Source organism: Aromatoleum toluclasticum ATCC 700605, from assembly GCF_000378245.1.
GTDB classification, from domain to species: Bacteria; Pseudomonadota; Gammaproteobacteria; order Burkholderiales; family Rhodocyclaceae; genus Aromatoleum; species Aromatoleum toluclasticum.
In genome coordinates, this window is sequence record NZ_KB899508.1 from 1 (window position 1) to 25,612 (window position 25,612).

Annotated in this window: 23 protein-coding genes and 3 tRNA genes; 24 read left to right on the top strand and 2 right to left on the bottom strand. The window is 63.3% G+C overall.

Features of this window, described 5'->3' with window-relative positions; genetic code table 11:
- The first annotated feature begins 19 nt into the window (after window positions 1-19).
- The 4 genes from F464_RS0122690 (at window position 20) to F464_RS0122705 (ending at window position 1,402) form a co-directional block, all read left to right on the top strand.
- Window positions 20-95 (top strand) — tRNA-Ala (locus F464_RS0122690).
- Window positions 96-114: 19 nt separating this feature from the next.
- Window positions 115-190, top strand: a tRNA-Glu gene (locus F464_RS0122695).
- 64 nt (window positions 191-254) lie between these two features.
- Window positions 255-331: transfer RNA gene (locus tag F464_RS0122700), tRNA-Asp, on the top strand.
- A gap of 219 nt (window positions 332-550) precedes the next feature.
- Window positions 551-1,402 carry a 3-hydroxybutyryl-CoA dehydrogenase gene (locus F464_RS0122705; protein ID WP_018992158.1) on the top strand — a complete coding sequence of 284 codons (852 nt, stop codon included), beginning with the start codon at window positions 551-553 and terminating at the stop codon, window positions 1,400-1,402.
- Window positions 1,403-1,492: 90 nt separating this feature from the next.
- Here F464_RS0122705 and rho read toward each other — a convergent pair whose 3' ends face one another.
- Together rho and trxA are read right to left on the bottom strand one after the other, a co-directional pair.
- On the bottom strand, window positions 1,493-2,752 hold the full coding sequence (gene rho / locus F464_RS0122710; RefSeq protein ID WP_040395732.1) for a transcription termination factor Rho: 1,260 nt from the start codon (window positions 2,750-2,752) through the stop codon (window positions 1,493-1,495).
- A gap of 137 nt (window positions 2,753-2,889) precedes the next feature.
- Window positions 2,890-3,216: a thioredoxin TrxA gene (trxA, locus tag F464_RS0122715; RefSeq protein ID WP_018992160.1), complete on the bottom strand. Its 327-nt coding sequence runs from the start codon at window positions 3,214-3,216 to the stop codon at window positions 2,890-2,892.
- 275 nt (window positions 3,217-3,491) lie between these two features.
- Here trxA and fdxA point away from each other — a divergent pair, with 275 nt between their 5' ends.
- The 20 genes from fdxA (at window position 3,492) to folC (ending at window position 25,610) form a co-directional block, all read left to right on the top strand.
- The gene (gene fdxA, locus F464_RS0122720) at window positions 3,492-3,815 is read left to right on the top strand and encodes a ferredoxin FdxA (protein ID WP_018992161.1); all 324 of its coding nucleotides are present in this window, start codon (window positions 3,492-3,494) and stop codon (window positions 3,813-3,815) included.
- Between the two features lie 121 nt (window positions 3,816-3,936).
- Window positions 3,937-4,389 carry a CBS domain-containing protein gene (locus F464_RS0122725; RefSeq protein WP_018992162.1) on the top strand — a complete coding sequence of 151 codons (453 nt, stop codon included), beginning with the start codon at window positions 3,937-3,939 and terminating at the stop codon, window positions 4,387-4,389.
- A 202-nt stretch (window positions 4,390-4,591) separates the two neighbouring features.
- Window positions 4,592-6,259, top strand: a complete 1,668-nt coding sequence (locus tag F464_RS0122730; RefSeq protein WP_018992163.1) for a long-chain-fatty-acid--CoA ligase — start codon at window positions 4,592-4,594, stop codon at window positions 6,257-6,259.
- Between the two features lie 266 nt (window positions 6,260-6,525).
- Window positions 6,526-8,193, top strand: coding sequence for an acetolactate synthase large subunit (ilvB, locus tag F464_RS0122735; protein WP_026296242.1), 1,668 nt, complete (start codon window positions 6,526-6,528; stop codon window positions 8,191-8,193).
- A gap of 2 nt (window positions 8,194-8,195) precedes the next feature.
- On the top strand, window positions 8,196-8,510 hold the full coding sequence (gene ilvN / locus F464_RS0122740) for an acetolactate synthase small subunit (protein WP_018992165.1): 315 nt from the start codon (window positions 8,196-8,198) through the stop codon (window positions 8,508-8,510).
- 102 nt (window positions 8,511-8,612) lie between these two features.
- Window positions 8,613-9,746, top strand: a complete 1,134-nt coding sequence (aroC, locus tag F464_RS0122745) for a chorismate synthase (RefSeq protein WP_026296243.1) — start codon at window positions 8,613-8,615, stop codon at window positions 9,744-9,746.
- A gap of 63 nt (window positions 9,747-9,809) precedes the next feature.
- Window positions 9,810-10,991, top strand: a complete 1,182-nt coding sequence (locus F464_RS0122750; RefSeq protein ID WP_018992167.1) for an MFS transporter — start codon at window positions 9,810-9,812, stop codon at window positions 10,989-10,991.
- A 47-nt stretch (window positions 10,992-11,038) separates the two neighbouring features.
- Window positions 11,039-11,803: a M48 family metallopeptidase gene (locus F464_RS0122755; RefSeq protein ID WP_018992168.1), complete on the top strand. Its 765-nt coding sequence runs from the start codon at window positions 11,039-11,041 to the stop codon at window positions 11,801-11,803.
- A gap of 94 nt (window positions 11,804-11,897) precedes the next feature.
- Window positions 11,898-13,307 (top strand): 3-isopropylmalate dehydratase large subunit, encoded by a 1,410-nt coding sequence (leuC, locus tag F464_RS0122760; RefSeq protein WP_018992169.1) that lies wholly within the window; start codon window positions 11,898-11,900, stop codon window positions 13,305-13,307.
- Window positions 13,308-13,382: 75 nt separating this feature from the next.
- Window positions 13,383-14,021, top strand: a complete 639-nt coding sequence (gene leuD / locus F464_RS0122765; protein ID WP_018992170.1) for a 3-isopropylmalate dehydratase small subunit — start codon at window positions 13,383-13,385, stop codon at window positions 14,019-14,021.
- 34 nt (window positions 14,022-14,055) lie between these two features.
- Window positions 14,056-15,108, top strand: coding sequence for a 3-isopropylmalate dehydrogenase (leuB, locus tag F464_RS0122770; protein ID WP_018992171.1), 1,053 nt, complete (start codon window positions 14,056-14,058; stop codon window positions 15,106-15,108).
- Window positions 15,109-15,135: 27 nt separating this feature from the next.
- Window positions 15,136-16,269 carry an aspartate-semialdehyde dehydrogenase gene (gene asd, locus F464_RS0122775; protein WP_018992172.1) on the top strand — a complete coding sequence of 378 codons (1,134 nt, stop codon included), beginning with the start codon at window positions 15,136-15,138 and terminating at the stop codon, window positions 16,267-16,269.
- 236 nt (window positions 16,270-16,505) lie between these two features.
- Window positions 16,506-19,313 (top strand): FimV/HubP family polar landmark protein, encoded by a 2,808-nt coding sequence (locus tag F464_RS0122780; protein ID WP_018992173.1) that lies wholly within the window; start codon window positions 16,506-16,508, stop codon window positions 19,311-19,313.
- Between the two features lie 86 nt (window positions 19,314-19,399).
- The gene (locus F464_RS0122785; protein ID WP_018992174.1) at window positions 19,400-19,981 is read left to right on the top strand and encodes a CbiQ family ECF transporter T component; all 582 of its coding nucleotides are present in this window, start codon (window positions 19,400-19,402) and stop codon (window positions 19,979-19,981) included.
- A complete protein-coding gene (gene truA / locus F464_RS0122790; RefSeq protein ID WP_018992175.1) occupies window positions 19,978-20,772 on the top strand; it encodes a tRNA pseudouridine(38-40) synthase TruA in 795 nt (264 codons plus the stop codon). The genes F464_RS0122785 and truA overlap by 4 nt, the downstream gene beginning before the upstream one ends.
- On the top strand, window positions 20,773-21,396 hold the full coding sequence (locus F464_RS0122795) for a phosphoribosylanthranilate isomerase (protein ID WP_018992176.1): 624 nt from the start codon (window positions 20,773-20,775) through the stop codon (window positions 21,394-21,396).
- Window positions 21,383-22,594, top strand: coding sequence for a tryptophan synthase subunit beta (gene trpB, locus F464_RS0122800; protein ID WP_018992177.1), 1,212 nt, complete (start codon window positions 21,383-21,385; stop codon window positions 22,592-22,594). The genes F464_RS0122795 and trpB overlap by 14 nt, the downstream gene beginning before the upstream one ends.
- A gap of 41 nt (window positions 22,595-22,635) precedes the next feature.
- Window positions 22,636-23,451, top strand: a complete 816-nt coding sequence (gene trpA / locus F464_RS0122805) for a tryptophan synthase subunit alpha (protein WP_026296247.1) — start codon at window positions 22,636-22,638, stop codon at window positions 23,449-23,451.
- A complete protein-coding gene (accD, locus tag F464_RS0122810) occupies window positions 23,448-24,317 on the top strand; it encodes an acetyl-CoA carboxylase, carboxyltransferase subunit beta (protein ID WP_018992179.1) in 870 nt (289 codons plus the stop codon). Before trpA ends, accD begins: the two co-directional genes overlap by 4 nt.
- A gap of 15 nt (window positions 24,318-24,332) precedes the next feature.
- The gene (gene folC, locus F464_RS0122815) at window positions 24,333-25,610 is read left to right on the top strand and encodes a bifunctional tetrahydrofolate synthase/dihydrofolate synthase (RefSeq protein WP_018992180.1); all 1,278 of its coding nucleotides are present in this window, start codon (window positions 24,333-24,335) and stop codon (window positions 25,608-25,610) included.
- Window positions 25,611-25,612: the final 2 nt, after the last annotated feature.

The window sequence follows — 25,612 nt, forward strand, 5'->3', positions numbered from 1 at the left end:
TAAAATGCGCAGCTCTGTTGGGGGTATAGCTCAGCTGGGAGAGCGCTTGCATGGCATGCAAGAGGTCAGCGGTTCGATCCCGCTTACCTCCACCAACGAAGTAAAAAAGACGTTGTCCCCATCGTCTAGAGGCCTAGGACACCGCCCTTTCACGGCGATAACCGGGGTTCGAATCCCCGTGGGGACGCCAGATCAAGCATGGCGTCGCACAGACGACTTGCAGTCGGCAAATATAGTCGGCAACTGGTCAGCGCGGAGTGGTAGTTCAGTTGGTTAGAATACCGGCCTGTCACGCCGGGGGTCGCGGGTTCGAGCCCCGTCCACTCCGCCAACAAATGAAATGGGAGCCTTAGGGCTCCCATTTTTTTTGCTCCTGTATCGGCTTTCCCGAGGGCGGGCCATCTGAAGAGCTTCCGCTTGTGCTGCCTTGGGCGTCGTCACTGACGGGGCTTGCTGGCCCGCATCCCGACATTACGTTATAGTGCCATACGCATCAGTATGGTGTCGGTCAGTGATGGGCCGAACGTTACTTACCAAGGGAGCGGGAATAATGAATCTAAAGAAGATCGGCGTCGTAGGCGCCGGCACGATGGGTAACGGCATTACGCAAGCATTTGCTGTCGCCGGGTTCGACGTGGTGATGATGGACGTCTCCGAGGCGGCCGTGCAGCGCGGTCTGGCCACTCTGAGCGGGAGCCTCGATCGTCTGGTCAAGAAGGAGAAGATGACCGGGACGCAGAAAGCGGAGACCCTTGCGCGTATTGCGACGGCCAGCGACGTCGGGGCGCTTGCGGATTGCGATCTCGTGATCGAGGCGGCGACCGAGAACCTCGAACTGAAGCTGAAGATCTTTGCGCAGCTCGATGCGACGCTAAAAACCGATGCGGTGCTGGCATCGAACACCTCGTCGATCTCGATCACCAAGCTCGCCGCCTCGACCAGGCGTGCGGACAGGGTTGTCGGCATGCACTTCTTCAATCCGGTGCCCATGATGGCGCTGGTCGAACTGATTCGCGGCCTGCAGACGTCCGATGCGACCTATGCCGCTGTCGAGACGGTCGCGAAGGCGATCGGCAAGACTCCCGTCCAGGTGCGCAACAGCCCGGGTTTCGTCGTCAATCGCCTGCTCTGCCCGATGATCAACGAGGCGATCTTTGCGCTGGGAGAAGGTCTTGCCACGGCCGCGGAGATCGACGAGGCAATGAAGCTCGGCTGCAATCACCCGATCGGGCCGCTGGCCCTCGCTGACATGATCGGCCTCGACGTCGAACTGGCGGTGATGCAGGTCCTGTTCGAGGGCTTCAAGGACCCGAAGTACCGCCCCGCGCCGCTGCTCGTCGAGATGGTCGAGGCGGGCTATCTTGGCCGCAAGTCCGGCAAGGGTTTCTACGACTACAAGTAAACGCGCTGCGGCCTTCGTGGCCCCGTGTCCCGGTCGGGAAAACAAAAACGCCACCGATGAGGTGGCTTTTTTTTGTTTTGACCGCCCAGGTCAGCCGCGGCGCATCGCGTCGAAGAACTCCGCGTTGCTCTTGGTCGCCTTGACCTTGTCCATCAGGAATTCCATCGCGTCGATGTCATCCATGCCGTACAGAAGTTTGCGCAGCACCCACACCTTCTGCAGTACATCCGATTTCATCAGCAGTTCCTCGCGACGCGTGCCGGAGCGATTGACGTTGATGGCTGGATACACACGCTTCTCGGCCATGCGGCGGTCGAGGTGCAATTCCATGTTGCCGGTGCCCTTGAACTCCTCATAGATCACCTCGTCCATGCGGCTTCCGGTGTCGATCAGGGCTGTCGCGATGATGGTCAACGAGCCGCCTTCCTCGATATTCCGCGCTGCGCCGAAGAAACGCTTGGGCTTCTGCAGGGCGTTTGCGTCGACACCGCCGGTGAGTACCTTGCCGGAGGCCGGGACCACGGTGTTGTAGGCCCGCGCGAGGCGCGTGAGCGAATCGAGCAGGATTACAACATCCTTCTTGTGTTCGGTGAGCCGCTTGGCTTTTTCGATGACCATCTCGGCGACCTGCACATGGCGCGAAGCAGGTTCGTCGAAGGTGGATGCCACCACCTCGCCCTTGACCGAGCGTTGCATTTCCGTGACTTCTTCAGGGCGCTCGTCGATCAGAAGGACAATGAGGACGACGTCCGGGTGGTTGGCCGAGATCGCGTGTGCAATGTGCTGCAGCATCACGGTCTTGCCGCTTTTCGGCGGCGCCACCAGCAGACCGCGCTGTCCCTTGCCGATCGGCGCGATCATGTCGATGATACGGCTGGTGATGTTCTCCTCGCCACGGATGTCACGCTCGAGCTTCAGGCACTCGTTCGGGTGCAGTGGGGTGAGGTTCTCGAACAGGATCTTGTGTTTGCAGGCTTCGGGAGCCTGACCGTTGATCTTGTCGAGTTTCACCAGGGCGAAATAGCGCTCGCCATCCTTCGGGGTTCGGATCTCGCCCTCGATGGTGTCGCCGGTGTGCAGGTTGAAGCGGCGAATCTGTGACGGTGACACGTAGATGTCGTCAGTCCCCGCCAGGTACGAGATGTCGGGTGAGCGCAGGAAGCCGAATCCATCGGGCAGGACTTCGAGTGCGCCATCACCATAGATCGGCTCGCCCTTTTTTGCGCGGTTCTTGAGCAGGGCAAAGACCAGTTCCTGCTTGCGCAAGCGGTTGGCGCCATCGATTTCGTTTTCGATGGCCATTTCCAGCAGCTGGCTGACGTGGAGAGACTTGAGCTCCGATAATTGCATGGCGAGAGGGCGCAACGGGGCGCAGGTGGATGAAACCGATGGAGGGGAGGGTGCTGCGGAAAGGTCTTGCTGCGGCGCCGGAAGGCCGGCTTCGGGAGCGGCGGCGCCGTGCAAGTAGGCCGGGACTTTAGCCCCGGTCAGAGATTGCTGTCAATGAAAGCCGTCAGTTGAGACTTCGAAAGCGCACCAACCTTGGTCGCTTCGACATTGCCGCCCTTGAAGAGCATCAGCGTCGGGATGCCCCGGATGCCGAATTTCGCCGGCGTTTCCTGGTTTTCGTCGATATTGAGTTTGGCTACCTTGAGCTTGCCCGCATATTCCTTGGCGATGTCGTCGAGGATAGGGGCGATCATCTTGCACGGGCCGCACCATTCGGCCCAGTAATCGACCAGCACCGGGGTTTGTGCCTCGAGCACCTCGGCCTGGAAGTTGCCGTCGGTGACGTAATGGATATGCTCGCTCATGATTCCTCGCATCAGGGTCTTGCTGTCTTTCGGATTGGGAGTCGGGCCGGTACGGCCCTCGGGGACCATGGCAGGAGAGGCCTGCCACTACAGAGTGTCGGGAAAAGTTATGCCAAGCTGCCGCGCGCGTCAAGCATTTCGCCCTTTTTTGCCGTCTGTACGATCGGGGTTTGGCCGTTCGTGTGTCAAAACGGGGAGGCTCTCGGCTATATTGTCGAAGAAGCCGGAGCGCCCGGGGCGGTGCGTGCCGGCTTGACCAACTGGAGTTAAAGACGATGGCCTACGTAGTGACAGAAGCCTGCATCCGCTGCAAGTACACTGACTGTGTGGATGTGTGCCCCGTGGACTGCTTCCGCGAGGGTGCGAATTTTCTCGTGATCGATCCGACGGAGTGCATCGACTGCACCTTGTGTGTGGCTGAGTGCCCGGTCGAGGCCATCTATGCCGAGGACGACGTGCCCGAGGGGCAGCGCCATTTCATCGCCCTCAACGCGGATCTGGCGAAGGCGTGGAAACCGATCGTCGAGCGCAAGGATCCGCTCGCGGATGCCGACGAGTGGGCTGCCCGAAAGGACAAGCTGGGCGAACTGAAGCGCTGAGGCCGTGGGGACAGGCCTTTGGAGTCGGTTCGATTGTGCGTTCGCGTGGTCTTTTCCTGATCGGGACTATGCAATATCATGCACTTGGGTCAGTTGATATGAATTTGGAAAGGGGATTGGCATGCTGGTGAGCGAGATTCTTGCGATCAAGGGCAAGGTGCTCTACACCATAGCGCCGAACAGGGGCCTTGCCGAGGCGGTCGAGGTCATGACCGAGCAGGATGTCGGTTCGCTCGTGGTCTTTTCGCACGGCCAGATGGTCGGCATGCTGACCTTCCGCGAAGTATTGCGTTCGGTGCATAGGGGGGGCGCCGAATGGGCGAAGATGACGATCGAGGAGGCAATGTTGTCCGGCCCCATCGCGGCATCGCCGAACATGGAGATGGACGAGCTTCGGCGTCTCATGGTGGAACATCGCCAGCGCTATCTGCCGGTGATGGACGGGACGACGCTGCTCGGGGTCGTTTCTTTCCATGACGTGGCCAAGGCGGTGCTCGAGGAGCAAAGTTTCGAGAACCGCATGCTCAAGAATTACATCCGGAACTGGCCGCAGGAGCCGGGCGAAGAGGCCTGAGGCAAGGCAGGCCGGTCCTGCCGCAGTTCCTTCCTCGCGCCGGGAGGTGCGAGGGACAAGGCACAACACGACCTTCGCCCGATGAGGCGTGGGCATGCAGCTGGAAGCCGGTGGCGCGGACGACGCGTTGCCGGCGATGCCTCGGGAGGGCACCGCCGGGTGTTGCTGGTCCGGCGCCGATTCCAACTGTTGGAGGAGTGCTGTGGAAAAAATATGGCTTAAAAGCTATCCGCCCGGAGTTCCCGCGGAAATCGACGTAAACGAGTTCACGTCGCTTGCCGACGTGTTTTCCAAGGGGGTGCGAGAGTTCGCCGACCGCGTCGCCTACGTGAATATGGGGAAATCCATCACGTACGCGGAGCTGGACCGCCTTTCGGCGCAGTTTGCCGGTTATCTGCAGGGCGAACTGAAGTTGCCGCGCGGGGCCCGCGTGGCATTGATGATGCCCAACCTCCTGCAGTACCCGATCGCGATGTTCGGCGCCTTGCGTGCCGGCTATACGGTCGTCAACGTGAATCCTCTCTACACCGCCCGGGAGCTCGAGCACCAGCTCAGGGATTCGGGGGCGGACACGATCGTCATCGTGGAAAATTTCGCGCGCACGCTCGAGGACGTCCTGCAGCGCCTGCAAGTGCGCAACGTCGTGGTGACCAGTCTCGGCGAGTTGCTCGGTTTCCCGAAGAGCATGCTGGTAGACCTCGTCGTGCGCCACGTCAAGAAGATGGTGCCGTCGTGGAAGATCCCGGGCTGCGTGCGGTTCTCGGAGGCTCTGGCAACGGGCGGACGTCATCCGCTGCAGGCGGTGGAGATCGGTCATGATGACGTCGCCTATCTCCAATATACCGGCGGCACGACAGGCGTGGCGAAAGGTGCGGTCCTGACGCATGGGAATGTCATTGCGAACCTGCAGCAGGCGCATGCATGGATCAAGCCCTATCTGCGAAAGGAGGGGGAGATCATCATCACCGCCTTGCCCCTTTATCACATCTTCTCGCTGACGGCGAACTGCCTGACATTTTTCAGGGTCGGAGCGATGAACGTGCTGATCACCAATCCGCGTGATATTCCCGGGTTCGTCAAGGAGCTCGCGAAATACCGGTTTACAGCGATTACCGGTGTGAACACGCTGTTCAACGCGCTGCTGAACAACGAGGACTTCAGCAAACTCGATTTTGCATCCCTGCACATAACGTTGGGTGGCGGCATGGCCGTCCAGCAAGCCGTGGCCGAAAAGTGGCGTCGCGTGACCGGGCGCCCGCTCGTGGAGGCTTACGGTCTGACCGAAACGTCTCCGGCGGTGACGATCAATCCGCTCGATTTGCCGCAGTTCAACCATTCGATCGGGCTGCCGGTCTCGTCGACGGAGGTCAGCATCCGGGGTGACAGTGGAGAGGAGGTGCCCCTGGGGCAGCCGGGCGAGCTGTGCGTGCGCGGCCCGCAGGTGACGCGGGGATACTGGCAGCGGCCGGAGGAGACGGCCAATGCCTTTACCGCGGACGGTTTCCTGCGTACCGGAGACGTGGCGACCATCGACGAACGCGGTTTCGTCCGTATCGTCGATCGCAAGAAGGACATGATCCTTGTGTCGGGCTTCAACGTCTTTCCGAACGAGGTCGAGGATGTTATCGCCAGCCATCCGGGGGTGCTCGAGGTGGCAGCCGTCGGAGTGCCGGATGAACGGACGGGCGAAGCGGTGAAGGTGTTCATCGTGCGCAAGGACCCCGCCCTGACGAAAGAGGACATCGTCGCGCATTGCCGGACGAATCTGACCGCCTACAAGGTGCCGCATCTGGTCGAGTTTCGTGAGGAGTTGCCGAAGACGAACGTCGGAAAGATCCTGCGGCGACTCCTGCGTGACGGGCAGGCGTGAACCACGTTGCTTGTGTTTCCGTCGTGCCTGTGTTTATATCTGACCGCTAACTTCTTGTTGTTGTCCTGATGACCCACCTGGTTCGCGCCCTCGTCGTAGTAAGCCTGTCCGTACGCGTAGTAGTACGCGTAGGCGATCGCGCGTCTCGAGGGTAAGGACAGAAGCAAGCAACGGATTCCAACCCCCGCCGGCGCGCAAGCCCGGCGGGGGTTTTGTTTTTTGCGCCGCCGGTTTTGATGCCCGACACCGAACCGAAGGAGCGCAAGATGATGCAGATGACCGGCGCCGAGTTGATCGTGCGCCTGCTTGAACGGCAGGGTATTCGTACCATTGCAGGGATTCCCGGGGGGGCGATCCTGCCCCTGTACGATGCCTTGTCGGGTAGCGACATCATCCGCCACGTGCTCGCGCGTCACGAGCAAGGCGCGGGCTTCATGGCACAAGGCATGGCGCGGGTGTCCGGGCGTCCCGAAGTGTGTTTTGCGTCCAGTGGTCCGGGTGCCACGAATCTGGTGACGGCGATCGCGGATGCGCGTCTCGATTCGATCCCGATGGTCGCGATCACCGGCCAGGTGCCGCTGTCGATGATCGGCACGGACGCCTTCCAGGAAGTCGATATCTACGGCATGACCGTGCCGATCACCAAGCACAACTTCCTCGTCAGGTCCGCGGCGGATCTGCTGGAGGTGATCCCGCAGGCGTTCCGCATTGCGATGTCCGGCCGCCCCGGCCCGGTGCTCGTCGATATCCCGAAGGACGTGCAGAACCAGATCGTGAGCTTCGATGCCTACCCCGAGCCAGCCGTGCCGGATTCGATGCCCGTGCCGGACATGGCCGCGATCGAGTCTGCGGCGAAGATGATCGACGAGGCGGAGCGCCCGGTGCTGTATCTGGGCGGGGGTGTGGTGCATTCGGGGGCATCGCGGCTGGCGGTTACGCTGGCGGAGCAGGCGGGATTGCCGACGACGATGACGTTGATGGCGCTGGGTACGATGCCTATCGACCATCCCCTGTCCATCGGCATGCTCGGCATGCATGCGGCGCGCTACACGAACTTCATCCTCGAGGAGTCGGACCTGCTGATCTGTGTCGGTGCGCGCTTCGATGATCGGGCCATCGGCAAGGCGGCGCAGTTCTGCCCCAATGCGCAGATCATCCACATCGACATCGACCCGGCCGAACTGCACAAGATCAAGACCGCCCATGTGGCGATCAACGGTGATGTCGCGACCGTCCTGGAGGCTTTGCTTCCGCGCGTGAAGCAAAGCTTGCGCAAGCGCTGGCTGTCTCACGTGGATGGCCTGAAGTCGCGTTTTCCGATGGCGATGCCCGGGCGGGACGATCCGCGCACCCACTATGGTCTGGTGCATGCAGTCGCGGCCGCGCTGGACAACGAGGCCGTCATAGCGACCGACGTGGGACAGCACCAGATGTGGGTGGCCCAGGCCTATCCGTTCCGGCGTCCGCGTCAGTGGCTGACCTCGGGCGGCCTCGGGACGATGGGTTTCGGGGTGCCGGCCGCGATCGGCGCCGCGCTCTCCGAGCCCGATCGTACCGTGGTGTGTTTCACGGGTGATGGCAGCTTCAAGATGAACATCCAGGAGCTTGCGACGCTCGCCGAGGAGGGGCTGAACGTCAAGATCGTGCTGATGAACAACAACTCGCTTGGCCTGGTGTACCAGCAGCAGAACCTGTTTTACGGCAAGCGCGTGTTTGCGTCGAAGTACCGCGGCGAGCCCGATTTCCTGAAGATTGCCGAGGGCTTCGGCATCGCGGCGGTGGATCTGGACAGTTCGCCGAATCCGCGTGCGACGCTCGCGCAGGCGCTGCAAAGCCGTGGGCCGTGCCTGATCCACGCGTCGATCAGCCGCGAGGAATTCGTCTACCCGATGGTGCCGCCGGGCGCTGCCAACACTGAAATGATCGGAGGTTGAACATGATCGAGCAAGTCGCCGAGCCCCTGCAGCAACAAGGCTTCGCCAAGGTGGTGCTGGAACTGGAAGTGAATAACCACCCGGGCGTGATGAGCCACATCTGCAACCTGTTCGCCCGCAGGGCGTTCAACGTCGAGGGCATTCTTTGCATGCCGATGTCGGACGCGAGCCGCAGCCGTATCTGGTTGCTGGTGTTCGAGGATCAGCGTCTCGAACAGATGGTGTTGCAGGTCGAGAAGCTGGTCGACGTGCTTTCGGTGCGCCGGCACGGTGCGGAGCACGAAGTCTTCGAGCGTCTCGAGAAGTACTTTCATTGATGCCCGACCGGGCGAATCGCCCGGTTGCCGTCCGGGAGGGGCCTGGTGGCGCTGTGTTAAACTGCAATGCTCCTTCCGATTCACGTACTGGTCGAGATTGCGATGTCCGGCAACACCCTAGGCAAACTCTTTTGTGTCACCTCCTTCGGTGAATCCCACGGCCCGGCGATCGGCTGTGTCGTGGACGGGTGTCCGCCGGGGCTGCCGATTTCGGTCGAAGAGATCCAGGTCGAGCTCGATCGTCGCAAGCCCGGCACTTCGCGCCACGTGACCCAGCGCCGTGAGCCGGACGAGGTGGAGATCCTGTCCGGAGTATTCGAGGGGGTGACGACCGGTACGCCGATCGCCCTCCTGATCCGCAACCAGGATCAACGCTCGCGTGACTACGGCAACATTGCCGAGACTTTCCGTCCCGGGCATGCGGACTACGAGTACTGGCAGAAATACGGAATTCGTGACTATCGTGGCGGCGGGCGGGCGTCCGCGCGCGAGACGGCGGTGCGGGTGGCTGCCGGCGCGATCGCACGAAAGTGGCTGAGGGAGCGTTACGGCGTCGCGATCCGCGGCTTCATGTCGCAGCTCGGGCCCATTCCGATTCCCTTCGAGAGTTGGGATGAGGTTGCGCGTAACCCGTTCTTTGCGCCTAATGCCGGAATCGTTCCGCAGCTCGAGGCCTACATGGACGAGCTGCGCAAGTCCGGGGATTCGATCGGCGCGCGCATCGACGTCGTCGCCACGGGCGTTCCGGTGGGCTGGGGGGAACCGGTCTATGACCGGCTGGACGCCGACATCGCGTATGCGATGATGGGCATCAATGCCGTGAAGGGCGTCGAGATCGGGGCCGGTTTCGAGTGCGTGACGCAGCGCGGCACCGAACACTCGGACGAGATGACGCCCGAGGGCTACCTGACGAACAACGCGGGCGGTGTGCTCGGTGGCATTTCCAGTGGTCAGGACATCATCGTGAGCATGGCGGTGAAGCCGACCTCCAGCATCCGTCTCGATCGCCGCTCGATCGACAAGCAGGGCAACCCGGTGATCGTGAATACTCAGGGCCGGCACGACCCCTGCGTCGGCATCCGTGCGACCCCCATCGCCGAGGCGATGCTGGCGATCGTGCTCATGGATCATGCGTTACGTCATCGCGCGCAATGTGGCGACGTGACGACCGGGACGCCCAGGATCGCACGGCTGGCGCCGCAGGGCGTGCAGCGCGTCTCGCCTCCGCGCGCGTGAGTTCGGCGGAGTTGTCGGTGTCGAGGACCGGACCCCTCGCCGGCCTCCGGGGCGTGGCCTGAATTGCATCCAGGCGTCGCAGAGGTCCCATACTGGCGGCTCTCGGCCTACTACTTTTCCTATTTCGCGTTCGTCGGGGCGTTTTCGCCCTATTTCACGCTCTACCTGCAGTCGATCGCCCTGTCTGCGACCGACATCGCGCTCTTGATGTCATTGATGCAGGTGATGCGCGTGCTGGCTCCCAGCATGTGGGGCTGGCTTGCCGAGCACTTTGGCCGGCGACTCACGATCATCCGCGTGTCGGCGTGGGCGAGCCTCGCCGGCTTCTGCGTCTTCTTCTTCACTACGCGTTTCGAAGGGCTTTTCGTGGCCATGGCCTTGATGGCTTTCTTCTGGAGTGCGGCTCTTCCTCTGGTAGAGAGCCTGACGTTTGCCCATCTGGGCGCGCATGCGGGGCGATACGCCAGTATCCGCGTGTGGGGGTCGGTCGGTTTCATCGCGGCCGTTCTCGCGCTCGGCCACGTGCTCGATTTCCTTCCACTCGATTCGGTGTTGTGGATCACTGCGGCAATCCTCGCGGCGATCGTTCTGTGCGGGGCGGCCCTGCCCGAGGCCGCGCGACCGCTCGTTCATCGCGAAAGCGCGAGCCTGCATGAGACGCTCCGGCGTCCCGAGGTTCGGGCGCTCCTGGTCGCCTGCTTTCTGATGTCGGCCGCACACGGTGCGCTGTACGTCTTCTATTCGATATTCCTCGTCGATCACGGCTACGACAAGTCGGTGGTCGGCTGGATGTGGTCGCTCGGCGTGGTCGCGGAGATCGTGGTCTTCATGTTCATGCCCCGGATGCTGCGCCGGTATTCGATGCGTGCGATCCTGATCTTCGCCTTCGCCTGCGCCGTCGTGCGCTTTGCGGCGATCGGCTGGGGTGTTAGGTCGCTTGCAGTGCTGGCGTTCGCCCAGCTTCTGCACGGAGCAACCTTCGGTGCCTACCATGCAGCGGCGATCGCGGCGGTGAATCAATGGTTTCGCGGCAAGCTGCAATCGCACGGGCAGGCCCTCTACGGAAGCATTTCCTTCGGTGCGGGCGGAATGCTGGGCGGGCTGGTGAGTGGATTGATGTGGGACACCGCAGGGCCGGCGTGGACCTATACTTTGGGGTCACTGTTCGCGCTGGCGGGCCTCGCCTGGCTGATTCTGGGCTGGCGCAGTGGTGTGGAGACGATAAAGGAAGGGGGGCTCGGATGAGGCGTCGAATTGCGAAGAGAGTGTCGGTTGTAGCGGCCGCGTGCCTCATGTCGGCCTGCCAGACTGTGCAGACGACGGGCGGCGGCGCGGTGGGCGTCGATCGCGGTCAAATGATGATGGTGTCGGCTGCGGAAGTCGAGCAGGCCTCGGGCAAGCAGTACCAGCAGGTGATCGGTGAGGCGCGCCAGAAGGGCGCGCTCAACCGCGATCCGGCGCAGCTCGCACGCGTGCGAGCAATCTCCAATCGCCTGATTCCTCAGTCCGTCGTGTTTCGCCGGGATGCGGCGCAGTGGCAATGGGAGGTCAACGTGATCCGATCCGACGAGCTCAACGCCTGGTGCATGGCGGGAGGCAAGATGGCGGTTTACTCCGGGCTCATCGATCAACTCAAACTCACCGACGACGAGCTCGCGGCGGTGATGGGGCATGAGATCGCGCACGCCCTGCGGGAGCATTCGCGCGAGCAGATTTCGAAGGCAATGGTGACCAGCGTCGGGGCGTCCGTCGCCGGCGCGATTCTCGGTGTCGGACAGCTCGGTACGGATCTGATGGGCATGGTCGGCAAAGTGACCTTCGAGCTGCCGAATTCGCGTCTGCATGAAACCGAGGCGGATCGTATCGGCGTCGAGCTTGCCGCGCGTGCGGGCTACGATCCGCGGGCTGCCGTGAGCCTCTGGGACAAGATGGGGGCACGCTCGAACGGCGCTCCCCCGCAGTGGCTGTCGACTCACCCCGGGCACGATACGCGGCGCAAGGATCTCGGCGAGTACGCCCAGCGGGTCATGCCGCTCTACGAGCAGGCGCGCCACTGAAGGCGATGCTGCGAAGGTCGGGTCCGCCTATCCAGTCGGCGACGCGTGTGAAATAATCAAAACCTTTTCCTTGTCTTTCCTCGGGATATATTGGATGGAAGCCCAGACGCTGTACGAAAAGTTGTGGTCCAGTCACGTCGTCCATGAAGAGGCTGATGGCACTGCGCTCATTTACATCGACCGCCACCTGGTACACGAGGTAACCAGCCCGCAGGCCTTCGAGGGCCTCAAGCTCGCCGGCCGCAAGCCGTGGCGCGTGAGTTCCATCGTCGCGACCGCCGACCACAACACGCCGACCGATCACTGGGAGCGGGGCATCGAGGATCCGGTTTCGCGCCAGCAGGTCGAAACGCTCGATGCGAACATCCGCGAAGTCGGCGCGCTGGCCTATTTTCCGTTCAAGGACTCACGCCAGGGCATCGTTCATGTGATCGGGCCGGAGAATGGCGTCACGCTGCCCGGCATGACTGTCGTCTGCGGTGACTCGCACACCTCGACGCACGGTGCGTTCGCCTGTCTGGCGCACGGCATCGGTACATCCGAGGTCGAGCACGTGATGGCGACGCAGTGCCTGCTGCAGAAGAAGTCGAAGACCATGCTGGTGAAGGTCGACGGCAAGCTTGGGCGTGGCGTGTACGCGAAGGACATCGCACTTGCCGTGATCGGCCGCATCGGGACTGCAGGCGGCACGGGTTATGCGATCGAGTTCGGCGGCAGCGCGATCCGCGCGTTGACGATGGAAGGGCGCATGACCTTGTGCAACATGGCGATCGAGGCAGGCGCGCGTGCCGGTCTCGTCGGTGTCGATGACATCACGATCGACTACCTGCGTGACAAGCCCTTCGCGCCCAAGGGCGAAGTCTGGAACAAGGCGGCGGACTACTGGCGCACCCTGAAGTCTGATGAGGGCGCGCGCTTCGATCGCATCATCGAACTCGACGCCTCCGCGATCCTGCCGCAGGTCACCTGGGGAACCTCGCCCGAGATGGTCGAGACCGTGGCCGGCCGCGTGCCCGATCCGGCGGAGATCTCCGATCCGGTGAAGCGTGAAGGCGTCGAGCGCGCGCTCAAGTACATGGGCCTTGCGCCGAATACGCCGATCAGCGAGATCCCGGTGGACCAGGTGTTCATCGGGTCGTGCACCAACTCGCGCATCGAGGATCTGCGCGAAGCTGCGGCGGTCGCCAAGGGACGCAAGAAGGCGTCGAGCGTCAAGCGCGTGCTGGTCGTGCCCGGTTCGGGCCTGGTGAAGCGCCAGGCCGAGAGCGAAGGGCTCGACAAGGTCTTCATGGAGGCGGGTTTCGAGTGGCGTGAGCCGGGTTGTTCGATGTGTTTGGCAATGAACGCGGACCGTCTCGAGCCGGGCGAGCATTGCGCCTCCACCTCAAATCGCAATTTCGAAGGGCGCCAGGGTGCGGGCGGTCGCACGCACCTCGTCAGCCCCGCGATGGCGGCGGCGGCGGCCGTGGCCGGGCGCTTCGTAGATGTGCGCGAGCTTTCCTGAACCCGTCCGGCGCGAGGCTGCGCCGACGACCGATATTGACAGGGATGGCCGAGCCATCCAGAGGGTAGTGAAAGAATGAAACCGTTTACCACACTCGACGCGCTGGCCATGCCGCTCGATCGTGCGAACGTCGACACCGATGCGATCATCCCCAAGCAGTTCCTGAAGTCGATCAAGCGCAGCGGCTTCGGCCCGAACCTCTTCGACGAATGGCGTTACCTCGATCGCGGCGAGCCAGGTCAGGATTGCAGCGATCGTCCGAAGAATCCGGATTTCGTGCTGAACAGGGCGCGCTACCAGGGTGCGCAGATCCTGCTGACCCGTGACAATTTCGGCTGCGGCAGCTCGCGCGAGCATGCGCCCTGGGCGCTTGAGGACTATGGCTTCCGCGCGTTGATCGGCACGAGCTTCGCCGACATCTTCTTCAACAACTGCTTCAAGAACGGCGTGCTGCCCATCGTGCTGCCGGCGGCGCAGGTCGATGAGCTTTTCCGTCAGTGCGAGGCGACCGACGGCTATCGCCTCGTCGTCGATCTCGCGGCGCAGACGGTCACCCGTCCGGACGGCACGGCCATCAAGTTCGACGTGGATCCGTTTCGCAAGGAATGCCTGCTGAACGGCTGGGACGACATCGGCTTGACGCTGCGCCACGCCGAGAAGATCCGCGCTTTCGAGGAAAAGCGCCGCGCCGAACACCCCTATTACTTCGCCTGAGCAGCACTGCAAGGGCACCAGGAGAAGACTGCTGATGAAGATTTGTGTTCTGCCGGGCGATGGAATCGGTCCGGAAATCACGGCCGAAGCCGTCCGCGTGATCGAAGCGCTGGACCTGAAGTTCGAACTCGAAGAGGCTCTGCTGGGCGGTGCCGCGGTCGATGCGACCGGCGATCCGTATCCGGACGCGACGCGCAAACTCGCGCGCGAGGCCGACGCCGTGCTGCTCGGTGCCGTCGGCGGTCCCAAGTGGGACAATCTGCCGCGCGAACAGCGTCCCGAGCGCGGCCTGTTGGGCATCCGCAAGGATCTTGGCCTGTTCGCCAACCTCCGTCCGGCGATCCTGTATCCCGAACTCGCGAACGCCTCCACACTCAAACCTGATGTCGTGTCGGGCCTGGACATCCTGATCGTGCGCGAACTCACCGGCGACATCTACTTCGGCCAGCCGCGCGGCATCGAGAATCGTGATGGCGAGCGCTATGGCTTCAACACGATGCACTACACCGAGTCGGAGATCCGCCGTATCGGCCGCGTCGCCTTCGAGGCTGCGCGCAAGCGCAACAAGCGGCTCTGTTCGGTAGACAAGATGAACGTGCTGGAAACCACGCAGCTGTGGCGCGACGTGATGATCGAACTCGCCCCCGAGTATCCGGACGTCGAGCTCACCCACATGCTCGTCGACAATGCCGCGATGCAGCTTGTGCGCGCACCCAAGCAGTTCGACGTGATGGTCACCGGCAACATGTTCGGCGACATCCTGTCCGACGAGGCCTCGATGCTCACGGGTTCGATCGGCATGCTGCCGTCGGCCTCGCTGGACGCCAACAACAAGGGCCTCTACGAGCCCTCGCACGGTTCGGCCCCGGACATTGCCGGCAAGGGGGTGGCGAACCCGCTCGCGACGATCCTGTCGGCGGCGATGATGTTGCGCTATACGTTCAACAACGAGGCCGCCGCTGCCCGCGTCGAGACGGCCGTGAAGAAGGTTCTCGCGCAGGGGTATCGCACCGGCGACATCTACGAGCCGGGCACGACGAAGGTGGGCACGAAGCAGATGGGCGACGCCGTGCTGGCGGCGCTCTGAGATTTTTGGCAATTCGAGGTAGCGCAAATGAACAAGGTTGGTCTGGTCGGTTGGCGTGGCATGGTCGGTTCCGTGCTGATGCAACGCATGGTCGAGGAGGGCGACTTCGCCCACATCGAGCCGGTGTATTTCTCGACGTCCGCGGCTGGCGGCAAGGCGCCCGCTTTCGGCGGCAAGGAAGCCTCGCTGCCGCTGCAGGATGCTTCGAACATCGACATGCTCAAGCAGATGGACATCGTCATCACCTGCCAGGGCGGCGACTACACCAAGGCCGTTTATCCCCAGTTGCGTGCCGCCGGGTGGAAGGGCCACTGGATCGACGCCGCGAGTGCCCTGCGCATGGAAGACAATGCGGTGATCATCCTCGATCCGGTCAACATGAACGTGATCAAGGATTCGCTCGTCAAGGGCGGGCGCGACTGGATCGGCGGCAACTGCACGGTGTCCCTGATGCTGATGGGCCTCGGTGGCCTGTTCCAGAACGACCTCGTCGAGTGGGTGTCGGCGATGACCTATCAGGCGGCCTCCGGCGCCGGCGCGCAGAACATGCGCGAGCTGCTCGCGCAGATGGGGGCGCTGCACGATGCGGTGAAGACCGAACTGGCCGACCCCGCTTCCGCGATCCTCGACATCGATCGTAAGGTCGCCGCGACCATGCGCTCGTCCGAGTTCCCGGTGAAGAATTTCCGCGGCGCCGCGCTTGCCGGGAGTCTCATTCCGTGGATCGACGTGCCGGTCGACAATGGCCAGTCGAAGGAGGAATGGAAGGGCGGTGCCGAGTGCAACAAAATCCTCGGCCGGCCCGCATTCCTTAGTCCCGGCAGCATCCCCATCGATGGCCTGTGCGTGCGCATCGGCGCGATGCGCTGCCATTCGCAGGGCCTCACGATCAAGCTGCGCAAGAACGTCCCGCTCGACGAGGTCAGCGACGTCATCGCGCAGGCCAATGACTGGGTGAAGGTCGTTCCGAACGAGCGTGAGATCTCGGAGCGCGAACTGACGCCGGCGGCCGTCACCGGCACCCTTACGGTCCCCGTCGGTCGTCTGCACAAGATGGCGATGGGGCCCGAATACCTCGGCGCCTTCACCGTCGGCGACCAGCTGTTGTGGGGGGCTGCTGAGCCCCTGCGCCGCATGCTGCGCATCCTTCTCGATCGCTGATCGTCATGACATGAGGAAACGGCGTTTGCATCGCCGTTTCCTGTGTCCTATGCCTTGGTCCTCAAGGCAAGATAACGGTATTTGCGGTTTGGAAAATAGTCTTGGCAATTAAAGAATTGCTGCCAAGACTTAAACAAAATGTTAGATTGCCGGGGCACAACGGATGCCCGGCTGCGTCCGCGACGTCCATATTCCACGTAGTTTGGTACCCAGACTAGGGTGCGGATGATAAGACAATGATGAAGACATCGATCAAGGCTTCCCTGATCGCGACGGCGATCGCCATGTTCCCTTTGGGCAGCAATGCCGCCGGACTCGGTTCGATCCATGTTTTCAGCGGCATCGGACAGCCGCTCAGGGCAGAGGTCGAGCTGAACGCGAGCAATGAGGAGCTGCAGTCGCTTTCGGCGCGCGTTGCTCCGCCCGAAGCGTTCCGCCAGGCAAGTCTGCAATATACCGCTGCAATATCGGGGCTGCGCTTCTCGGTGGAACGCAGGGGTAGCCGGTCCGTTGTCAAAATCATCAGCGACAGGCCGTTCAACGACCCGTTCGTAGATCTCCTGATCGAATTGAATTGGGCGTCCGGTCGGCTGTTGCGCGAATACACTTTCCTGCTCGACCCGGTGCCGGCAGGCGCTCCGGCCCCCGCGGTGGGACGCGGAGCGGCTCCGGTCGCCGCGCCCATTGGAGCCTCGGCGCCGGCTACGCCCGCGCAACGCAAGGCGCCGGCCGCAAACCAGCCGCCGGCTGCAAGCCAGACGACCGGGGGAGGCGGCGAACGTCATGAGATCAAGAAGGGCGATACGCTTCATCGCATCGCAGAGGCGAACCGGCCCGAAGGCACCAGCCTCGACCAGATGCTCATTGCACTGTTTCGCGAGAATCCCGACGCCTTCGAAGGAAACAACATCAATCGCCTGCGTACCGGTTCGATCGTGACCGTTCCGTCCGATGTACGGGTACGCGAGATCGACCCCATCCGCGCGCGCCGCGAGGTCCAGGCACAGTCCGCCGATTTTGCGGCCTATCGCAGGAAGCTCGCTGGAGCGGTCGCCGCCCGGCCGGCGGCGTCCGAATCCGCGCCGTCGCGCAGCGATACAGGCACAATCGTGCCGAAAGTCGATGAGCCGGCACGATCGGTGGCAGGCGACCAGGTCAAGGTTTCCGGTGCGCCGTCCGAGCAGGGCGCCGCGAAAGGCGCCGACAAGGCCAGCCTCGCCCGGCTCCAGGCGCTCGAGGAAGAGCTTGTCGCGCGCGACAAGGCGCTCGATGAAGCGAACAGTCGCGTCGCAGCCCTCGAGGCTAGCGTCAAGCAAATGCAGGAATTGTTGAGCCTGCGCAGCGAAAGCATGGCACAGCTGCAGCAGCAGGCGACCGCAGCGCCTTCGGCGCCGACGCAGGAGCCGTCCGCAGTGCCTTCGGCTCCCGCGCAGCAGCCCCCCGCGGCGGAGCCGCAGCACGCGGCAGAGCCGACACCGGCTCCCAAGCCTGCACCGGTACAGGCACCTGCACCTGCACCGGTGCCGGTCGAGGAGCCGGGCTTCGTTCAAAGCCTGATCGGCGATCCCGCGGTACTGGCCGGCGGTGGCGGAATTCTGGCGCTCCTCCTCGCGTACGTCGGCATCAAGGCGCGGCAGCGGCGCAAGCAGGCTGAGGAGCATGGGGTCGAGTCCGTCGCGAGCGCCTTCCCCCCGCCGACCAATTCGGTGTTCGGGGCGACGGGTGGGCAGAGCGTCAATACGGGCGAGAGCAGCCTGCTTCACACCGATTTCAGCCAGTCCGGTCTTTCGGCGATCGATACCGACGAAGGCGTCGACCCCGTTGCCGAGGCCGATGTGTACATGGCTTACGGGCGCGATGCCCAGGCCGAGGAGATCCTCCTCGATGCCTTGAAGACCGACACGACGCGGATGGCGATCTACGTCAAGCTGCTGGAGATTTACGCCCAGCGGAAGAATCTCAAGGCGTTCGAGAATACCGCGACGGACCTCTATTCGCGGACCGGTGGCGACGGGGGAGATTGGGAGAAGGCGGCAGAGATGGGGCGTCGCCTCGATCCCGACAATCCTCTTTATCGTGCCTCGGCGGCCAGCGGCATCCCGACCGCAGGCTTTGCTGCGGGGGCGGCCAGCCTTGCGGCGGCGGCCGCTCACGTAGGCGATCCCGATTCTGGGCTGACTGCGTCGTTTGCGGCGGCCCGCGAACCATTGTCGACAGAGATGCCGGACGACGCGGGAATCGAAGCCTTGCCGGAGGTCGACGCGGGGGCGCTCGACTTCGATCTCGACGCGGGCCTCGACTTGGGTGCGGCCGTGGCAGCGGATGTGCCCATGCCGCAAATCGATGCCGTTCCGTCCGTCGAAACGGTGCAGCCTTTTGCGGCAGCAGCCTCTTTCGATCTTGACGTCGGCGGGGTAAGCGGGCGGGGGGACGAAATGGAGCCGGTTTCTAGACCTGCAGCCGATCCGATGCTCGCAACCGTGATTGGTCAGGGGATGGATTTTGCGGCGGCTGACCAGGCCCTCGAATTCGATCTTGCGCCGGATCTCGATGTTTCTCTGGCGTCGGTTACGGGCGAGGTCAGCCTCAATGAGACCGTGATTTCGCCCGATAGCGGGCCGGCGGCGAGTGGCAACGGGCCGGCAGATGATCTTGAGAAAACGTCTTTCGACAGTAGTCTGCTGGATTTCGATTTCAACCTTGACGGCGGGGCAAACCAGCCGGCGGCAACTTCGCCGGGACTCGATCTCGCGGGTATCGATCTGAACCTGGAAGCAACCTCTTCCGCGCCGCTGTCGCCGAAGGGGGCATCCGAAATTCCGGACATCGGCGATGCTGTTGGATTCTCGGGCGAAGTGCCTGCAGATGGGCTGGCTCCCGGGGCGGATGTGATCGAAGAGGTCAACACAAAACTCGAGTTGGCCCGTGCCTACGAAGAAATGGGCGATACCGAGGGGGCTCGCGAACTCATCGAGGAGGTGTTGCGCGAGGGCTCGGCGGAACAGCGGGACGCGGCTGCACGCTTGGCTCAGCGACTCGGTTAACGGCCGAAGTTGCAAAGCCGTGCGCATTGCGGGGGCCGCCGTCGGGCGGCCCGTTCATTTTGATGCATTCCGGATTCGTGATCGCAATGTGGATGGCGTGTGTCGTCATCCTGCAGTTTCTGTCACCCAAAGCGCTGGCGGTCGCGGTAGGTCTATGCGCTCTCGCCGGATGGTGGCTTGCGCCATCACGTAGCCTGAAGCTGCTGCGGCGTGTACGCTTTCTGGTTCTCGCAATACTCGTGCTATTCGCCGGATTCACGCCAGGCGAGGCGCTATTGCCTGCGCTTCCGGAGCTAAGTCCGAGCCGCGAAGGGATAGTATTGGCTGCCGAGCATGTGGGGCGTCTGGTTGCGGTCGTGCTGTGCGTGGCGATCCTCCTTGAGGGGCTGCCCGTGGCGCGTCTCGTCGGCGGTCTGCATGCCCTGCTGAGGCCCTTGGGGTGGGTGGGCCTCCCCTCCGAGAGGCTGGCGGTACGCCTCATGCTCGTTCTGCGCTACGTCGAATCTGCGTCTCCGGGAGCATGGCGCGATTGGCTCGATGACGAAGTCATTAGTGGCAACAGCGCTGACCGGATGGTGTTCACGCGAGAAGCCTTTGGATGGCGGGATCTTGCGGCGCTGCTCGTGGTGCTGGTCGTGGCAACGTTGTGGTTTGGAGTGGCACGATGAGAATTGCGCTTGGCGTCGAATATGCCGGCGACGCTTTTCAGGGCTGGCAGAGCCAGTCGCATGGGAAGACCGTGCAGGATCACCTCGAGGCAGCCCTCTCGGGCATGGCCGGTCACCCGGTGCGACTCCATTGCGCCGGGCGGACCGACGCCGGCGTCCATGCGACGGCGCAGGTGGTGCATTTCGACACGCCGTCGGCGCGTGCGCTGCACGGCTGGGTTCGTGGCACCAATGCCCGGATGAGAGGACCGGTCGCGGTGCGTTGGGCGGTGGAGGTCGGCGACGATTTTCATGCGCGCTTCTGCGCCGTTTCGCGCCGTTACCGCTATATCCTGTACAACTCGGCCGTGCGGCCAGCGCTGCTGGCCGGTCGCGTGGGATGGTTCCATCCGCCGCTCGATGAAGCGGCGATGGCGGAGGCTGCCCGCTCCATCGTCGGCTGGCGGGATTTTTCCGCTTTTCGGGCCGCCGGGTGTCAGGCGAAGTCGCCGATCAAGTTGATGCACGAGGCGCAGGTGAGGCGCGACGGGGACTATATCGTCTTCGATTTCTGGGCGAATGCTTTCCTTCATCATATGGTGCGCAACCTGGTCGGCTCGCTGGTGTATGTCGGGAAGGGGTGTTATCCGCCCGGGTGGATGGCGGAAGTCCTGCAGTCGCGCGACCGCAGCCGTGCGGCGATGACCTTCTCCCCCGATGGGTTGTACCTCGCCGGTGTCGAGTACGCCTCGCACTGGTCGCTGCCCGATGAAGGGCGTATCATCGCGCTCCCGCGTATCCCTTTCGTCTGAGTGTCCAGAACCCGAATCAAGATCTGCGGCCTGACCCGCGCCGAGGACGTGCATGCTGCCGTCGAGGCGGGTGCGGATGCGATCGGTCTGGTCTTCTACCCGCCCAGCCCGCGTTTCGTCGCGTTCGAGCGTGCGGCGGAGCTGGCCGCGCTGGTGCCGCCCTTCGTCACGACGGTGGGCCTCTTCGTGAATCCCGATCCGGCCTACGTGCGGCAGGCGCTCGCACAGGTGCCGCTACAGCTTCTGCAGTTTCACGGCGACGAGCCCGAAACCCTGTGCGCGGCTTTCGGTCGTCCCTGGATCAAGGCCGCGCGAGTGCGTCCGGGGGTCGATCTGGTAGAATTCTCGGCTTCCCACCCATCCGCTTCCGGATTGCTGCTCGACGCGTTTGTCGAAGGCTACGGCGGTGGAGGCAAGGTTTTCGATTGGTCCCTCATTCCCGAGCGCCTCGGGCGGTCGCTGATCCTTTCCGGTGGGTTGGATCCCGATAACGTCGCCGAGGCAGTCCGCCGCGTAAGGCCGTGGGCTGTCGATGTGTCCAGCGGTGTGGAGTCGGGCAAGGGTATCAAGGATGCGGCACGGATTGCCGCGTTCGTCGCTGGAGTACGCAATGCAGACGGCTGACAAGCCATACCGGTTTCCTGATTCGCACGGACATTTCGGGCCGTACGGAGGCGTGTTCGTTGCCGAGACGCTGATTCCTGCGCTGGACGAGCTCAATGCCGCCTACGAGGCGTGCCGGAGCAACCCGGCCTTCATCGCCGAGTTCGAGTACGAGCTCAAGCACTACGTTGGCCGGCCGAGCCCGATCTATCACGCGAAGCGCATCTCGGATTCGCTCGGCGGCGCGCAGATCTACCTCAAGCGCGAGGATCTGAACCATACCGGCGCGCACAAGGTGAACAACTGCATCGGCCAGGCGCTCGTTGCGCGCTACATGGGCAAGCCGCGCGTGATCGCGGAGACCGGTGCCGGGCAGCATGGGGTCGCTACGGCGACGGTCGCGGCGCGCTACGGTATGGAGTGCGTGGTGTACATGGGGGCCGAGGACGTGAAGCGCCAGGCCGCGAATGTGTACCGCATGAAACTCCTGGGAGCGAAGGTTGTTCCGGTCGAATCGGGCTCCAAGACCCTGAAGGACGCGCTCAACGAAGCGATGCGCGACTGGGTCACGAACATCCACAACACCTTCTACATAATTGGCACGGTGGCGGGGCCGCATCCCTACCCGATGATGGTGCGCGACTTCCAGACCGTCATCGGCAAGGAATGCCTCGTGCAGATGCCGGAGATGACCGGTCGCCAGCCCGACTATGTGATCGCCTGCGTCGGTGGCGGTTCGAACGCGATGGGCATCTTCCATCCGTACATCGACGTTCCCGGGGTCCGGTTGATCGGCGTGGAAGCCTACGGCGAGGGCCTGGAGTCCGGGCGTCATGCGGCCAGTCTTACCGGTGGCACGCCCGGCGTGCTGCATGGTAACCGCACTTACCTGCTCCAGAGCGAAGACGGCCAGATCATCGAGACGCATTCGATTTCGGCCGGTCTCGACTATCCGGGCGTAGGGCCCGAGCACGCCTGGCTCAAGGACAGCGACCGCGCCGAGTACGTCGGCGTCACGGACCAGGAGGCGCTGGCCGCTTTCCACAACCTGTGCCATCTCGAAGGCATCATCCCGGCGCTGGAGTCGTCACACGCCCTCGCGTATGCCGCGAAGCTGGCGCCGACCCTGCCGCGCGACAAGATCTTGCTGGTCAATCTCTCCGGTCGAGGCGACAAGGACATGCATACCGTCGCCGAGAAGTCCGGCATCCAGTTCTGACTCCGCGGGCCGTGACAGGCCCGCGCATCCTGATACCGCTTATGTCCAGAATCCAGTCAGTTTTTCAGCGCCTGCAGGCCTCGGGGCGGCGGGCGTTGATCCCCTTCATCACTGCGGGCGACCCCGCTCCCGAACTCACCGTGCCGCTGATGCACGCGCTAGTCGAGGGGGGGGCGGACATCATCGAGCTGGGCGTGCCCTTCTCCGATCCGATGGCGGACGGTCCGACCATCCAGCGCGCGTCCGAGCGTGCCCTCGTCAACGGGATGAGCCTGCGCAAGGTGCTCGCGCTGGTGTCCGACTTCCGTGCGACGAATTCCGACACGCCGGTTGTCCTGATGGGTTATGCGAATCCGATCGAGGCCATGGGCGTCGATCGCTTCGTCGCCGCCGCTGGTGCAGCCGGAGTGGACGGGGTCCTCGTAGTCGATTATCCGCCTGAGGAATGCGAAGCATTTGCACGCACGCTCAAGGCGGGCAGCATGGATCCTATCTTCCTGCTGGCGCCGACCTCCACCGAGCAGCGCATCCGTGAGGTCGCGACGATCGGCAGCGGCTACATCTACTACGTCTCGCTCAAAGGCGTGACCGGTTCGGGGGCGCTCGATTTCGACGATGTCGCCGCCCGCATGCCGCAGATTCGCCAAGGCGTTGGTATGCCGGTCGGTGTCGGCTTCGGCATTCGCGACGCCGAATCGGCCCGCCGTATCGGAGAGGTGGCGGATGCGGTCGTGATCGGCAGCCGCATCATCGAGGAAATCGAGGACAGTCCGCGCGATCAGGCGGTAGCCCGGGTAAAGAACTTCGTTGAGGGCGTGCGTGCCGCGCTCGACCAGATCCAAGGAGCTCCGCGATGAGTTGGCTTCAGAAACTGCTGCCGCCGAAGATCAAGCGCGCCGAATCCGCTGCGCGCAAGTCGATTCCGGAAGGTTTGTGGAGCAAGTGCTCGGCTTGTGAGGCCGTGCTCTACCGCTCGGATCTCGAAAGCAACCTGAGCGTGTGTCCGAAGTGCGGCCACCACCAGCGTCTGCGCGCGCGGGCGCGGCTCGACATGTTGCTCGACGCGGAAGGGCGCTTCGAGATCGGGAGCGAGGTCATGCCGGTCGATCCATTGAAATTCAAGGATTCGCGGCGCTACACCGAGCGTCTGTCGGCAGCGAACGACGATACCGGCGAAGCCGACGCGATGGTCGTGATGCAGGGCTCTATCCTGACGGTGCCGGTCGTGGTCGCCTGCTTCGAGTTCGATTTCCTGGGCGGATCGATGGGGTCCGTCGTGGGCGAGCGTTTCGTGCGGGGTGCAAAGGCTGCTCTGGAGCAGCGTCTGCCCTTCATCTGCATCACCGCTACCGGCGGCGCCCGAATGCAGGAGGGGCTGTTCTCCCTGATGCAGATGGCCAAGACCACGGCTGCGATCACGCAACTCGCCGAGCGCAAGCTGCCGTTCCTTACCATCCTCACCGATCCGACGATGGGTGGCGTGTCGGCCAGCTTTGCCTTCATGGGTGACGTCGTGATCGCCGAACCGGGGGCCCTGATCGGTTTTGCGGGCCCGCGCGTGATCGAGCAGACCGTGCGCGAAACGCTGCCGGAGGGTTTCCAGCGCTCCGAGTTCCTGCTTGAGAAAGGCGCGATCGACATGATCGTCGATCGGCGCGAGATGCGCTCGAAGGTTGCCGAGTTACTTACCCTGCTAACGCACCAGCCGGCCATTGGCGTCTGATTTCCGTTCCGCCTCATGCATTTTCCCAATTCCCTGAGCGGTTGGCTCGAACTGCTCGAAAGCCGCCATGCTGCCCAGATCCAGCTTGGTCTGGATCGTGTTTCGCGCGTGCGCGATGCGCTCGCCGTTCGCAGCGATGCCGTGGTGATAACCGTCGGCGGCACCAACGGCAAGGGCTCGACCTGTGCGATGCTCGAGGCGATCCTGCTTGCCGCCGGCTATCGCGTCGGCTGCTACACGTCCCCGCACCTGCTGTGCTACAACGAACGCGTGCGTATCGATGGGCGCGAAGTTGACGATCAGACCCTGGTGGACGGCTTTCGCGCAGTCGAGGGGGCTCGCAGCGACACCCCGCTGACCTATTTCGAGCACGGTACGCTCGCCGCCTGGTGGGCATTTTCCCGTGCGCCGCTCGACGTCGTGATCCTCGAAGTCGGCCTTGGCGGGCGCCTCGACGCAGTTAATGCGATTGACCCCGACTGCGCGATCGTGACCGGCATTGCGATGGACCACATGGACTGGCTGGGCGATACGCGGGAGAAAATCGGCTTCGAGAAGGCCGGCATCTTCCGCGCGGGGCGTCCAGCGATCTGTTCCGATCCGATGGTTCCTCTCACGTTGGTCGAGCATGCACGTGCGATCGGCGCCGATCTGAAACTGGTTGGTGAGGATTTCGGCTTCAGCGGCGACCGCACTCAATGGACGTGGTGGAGCAAGGGTGGCGCGCGTCGAGGGGGGCTTGCCTATCCTGCGCTGCGGGGCGCCAACCAGCTCCTGAACGCGTCGGCAGTGATGATGGCGCTGGAAACCCTGCGGAAGCGGATTCCCGTGTCCATGCAGGCGGTTCGTCAGGGGCTGATGCTCGTTGAACTCCCCGGCCGCTTCCAGGTGCTGCCGGGGCGGCCCTCGGTGGTGCTCGATGTCGCACATAACCCGCAGGCTGCTGGCGTATTGTCCGAGAACCTGTCCAACATGGGGTTCTACCCTGAAACGTGGGCAGTCTTGGGCATGCTCTTGGACAAGGACGTTGAAGGTGTCGTGAAGCTGATCCAGGATCGCGTCGATCATTGGATGCTTGTCGGCCTTCCGGGTGCTCGCGGGCTTAACGCTGAGCGTCTCGAACAGCGCGTGCGCAGCGTCGGCGTGCGCGGCGACATCCTGCGATTCGACAGCCCCGCGGAAGGCTATGCGGCTGCCCGGAAATCTGCAGGCGAGGGTGATAGAATTGTTGCCTTTGGCTCATTTCTGACCGTCGCGGACGTGCTGGCTGCCGCCCGCGCCGCTCGTCATTGAGG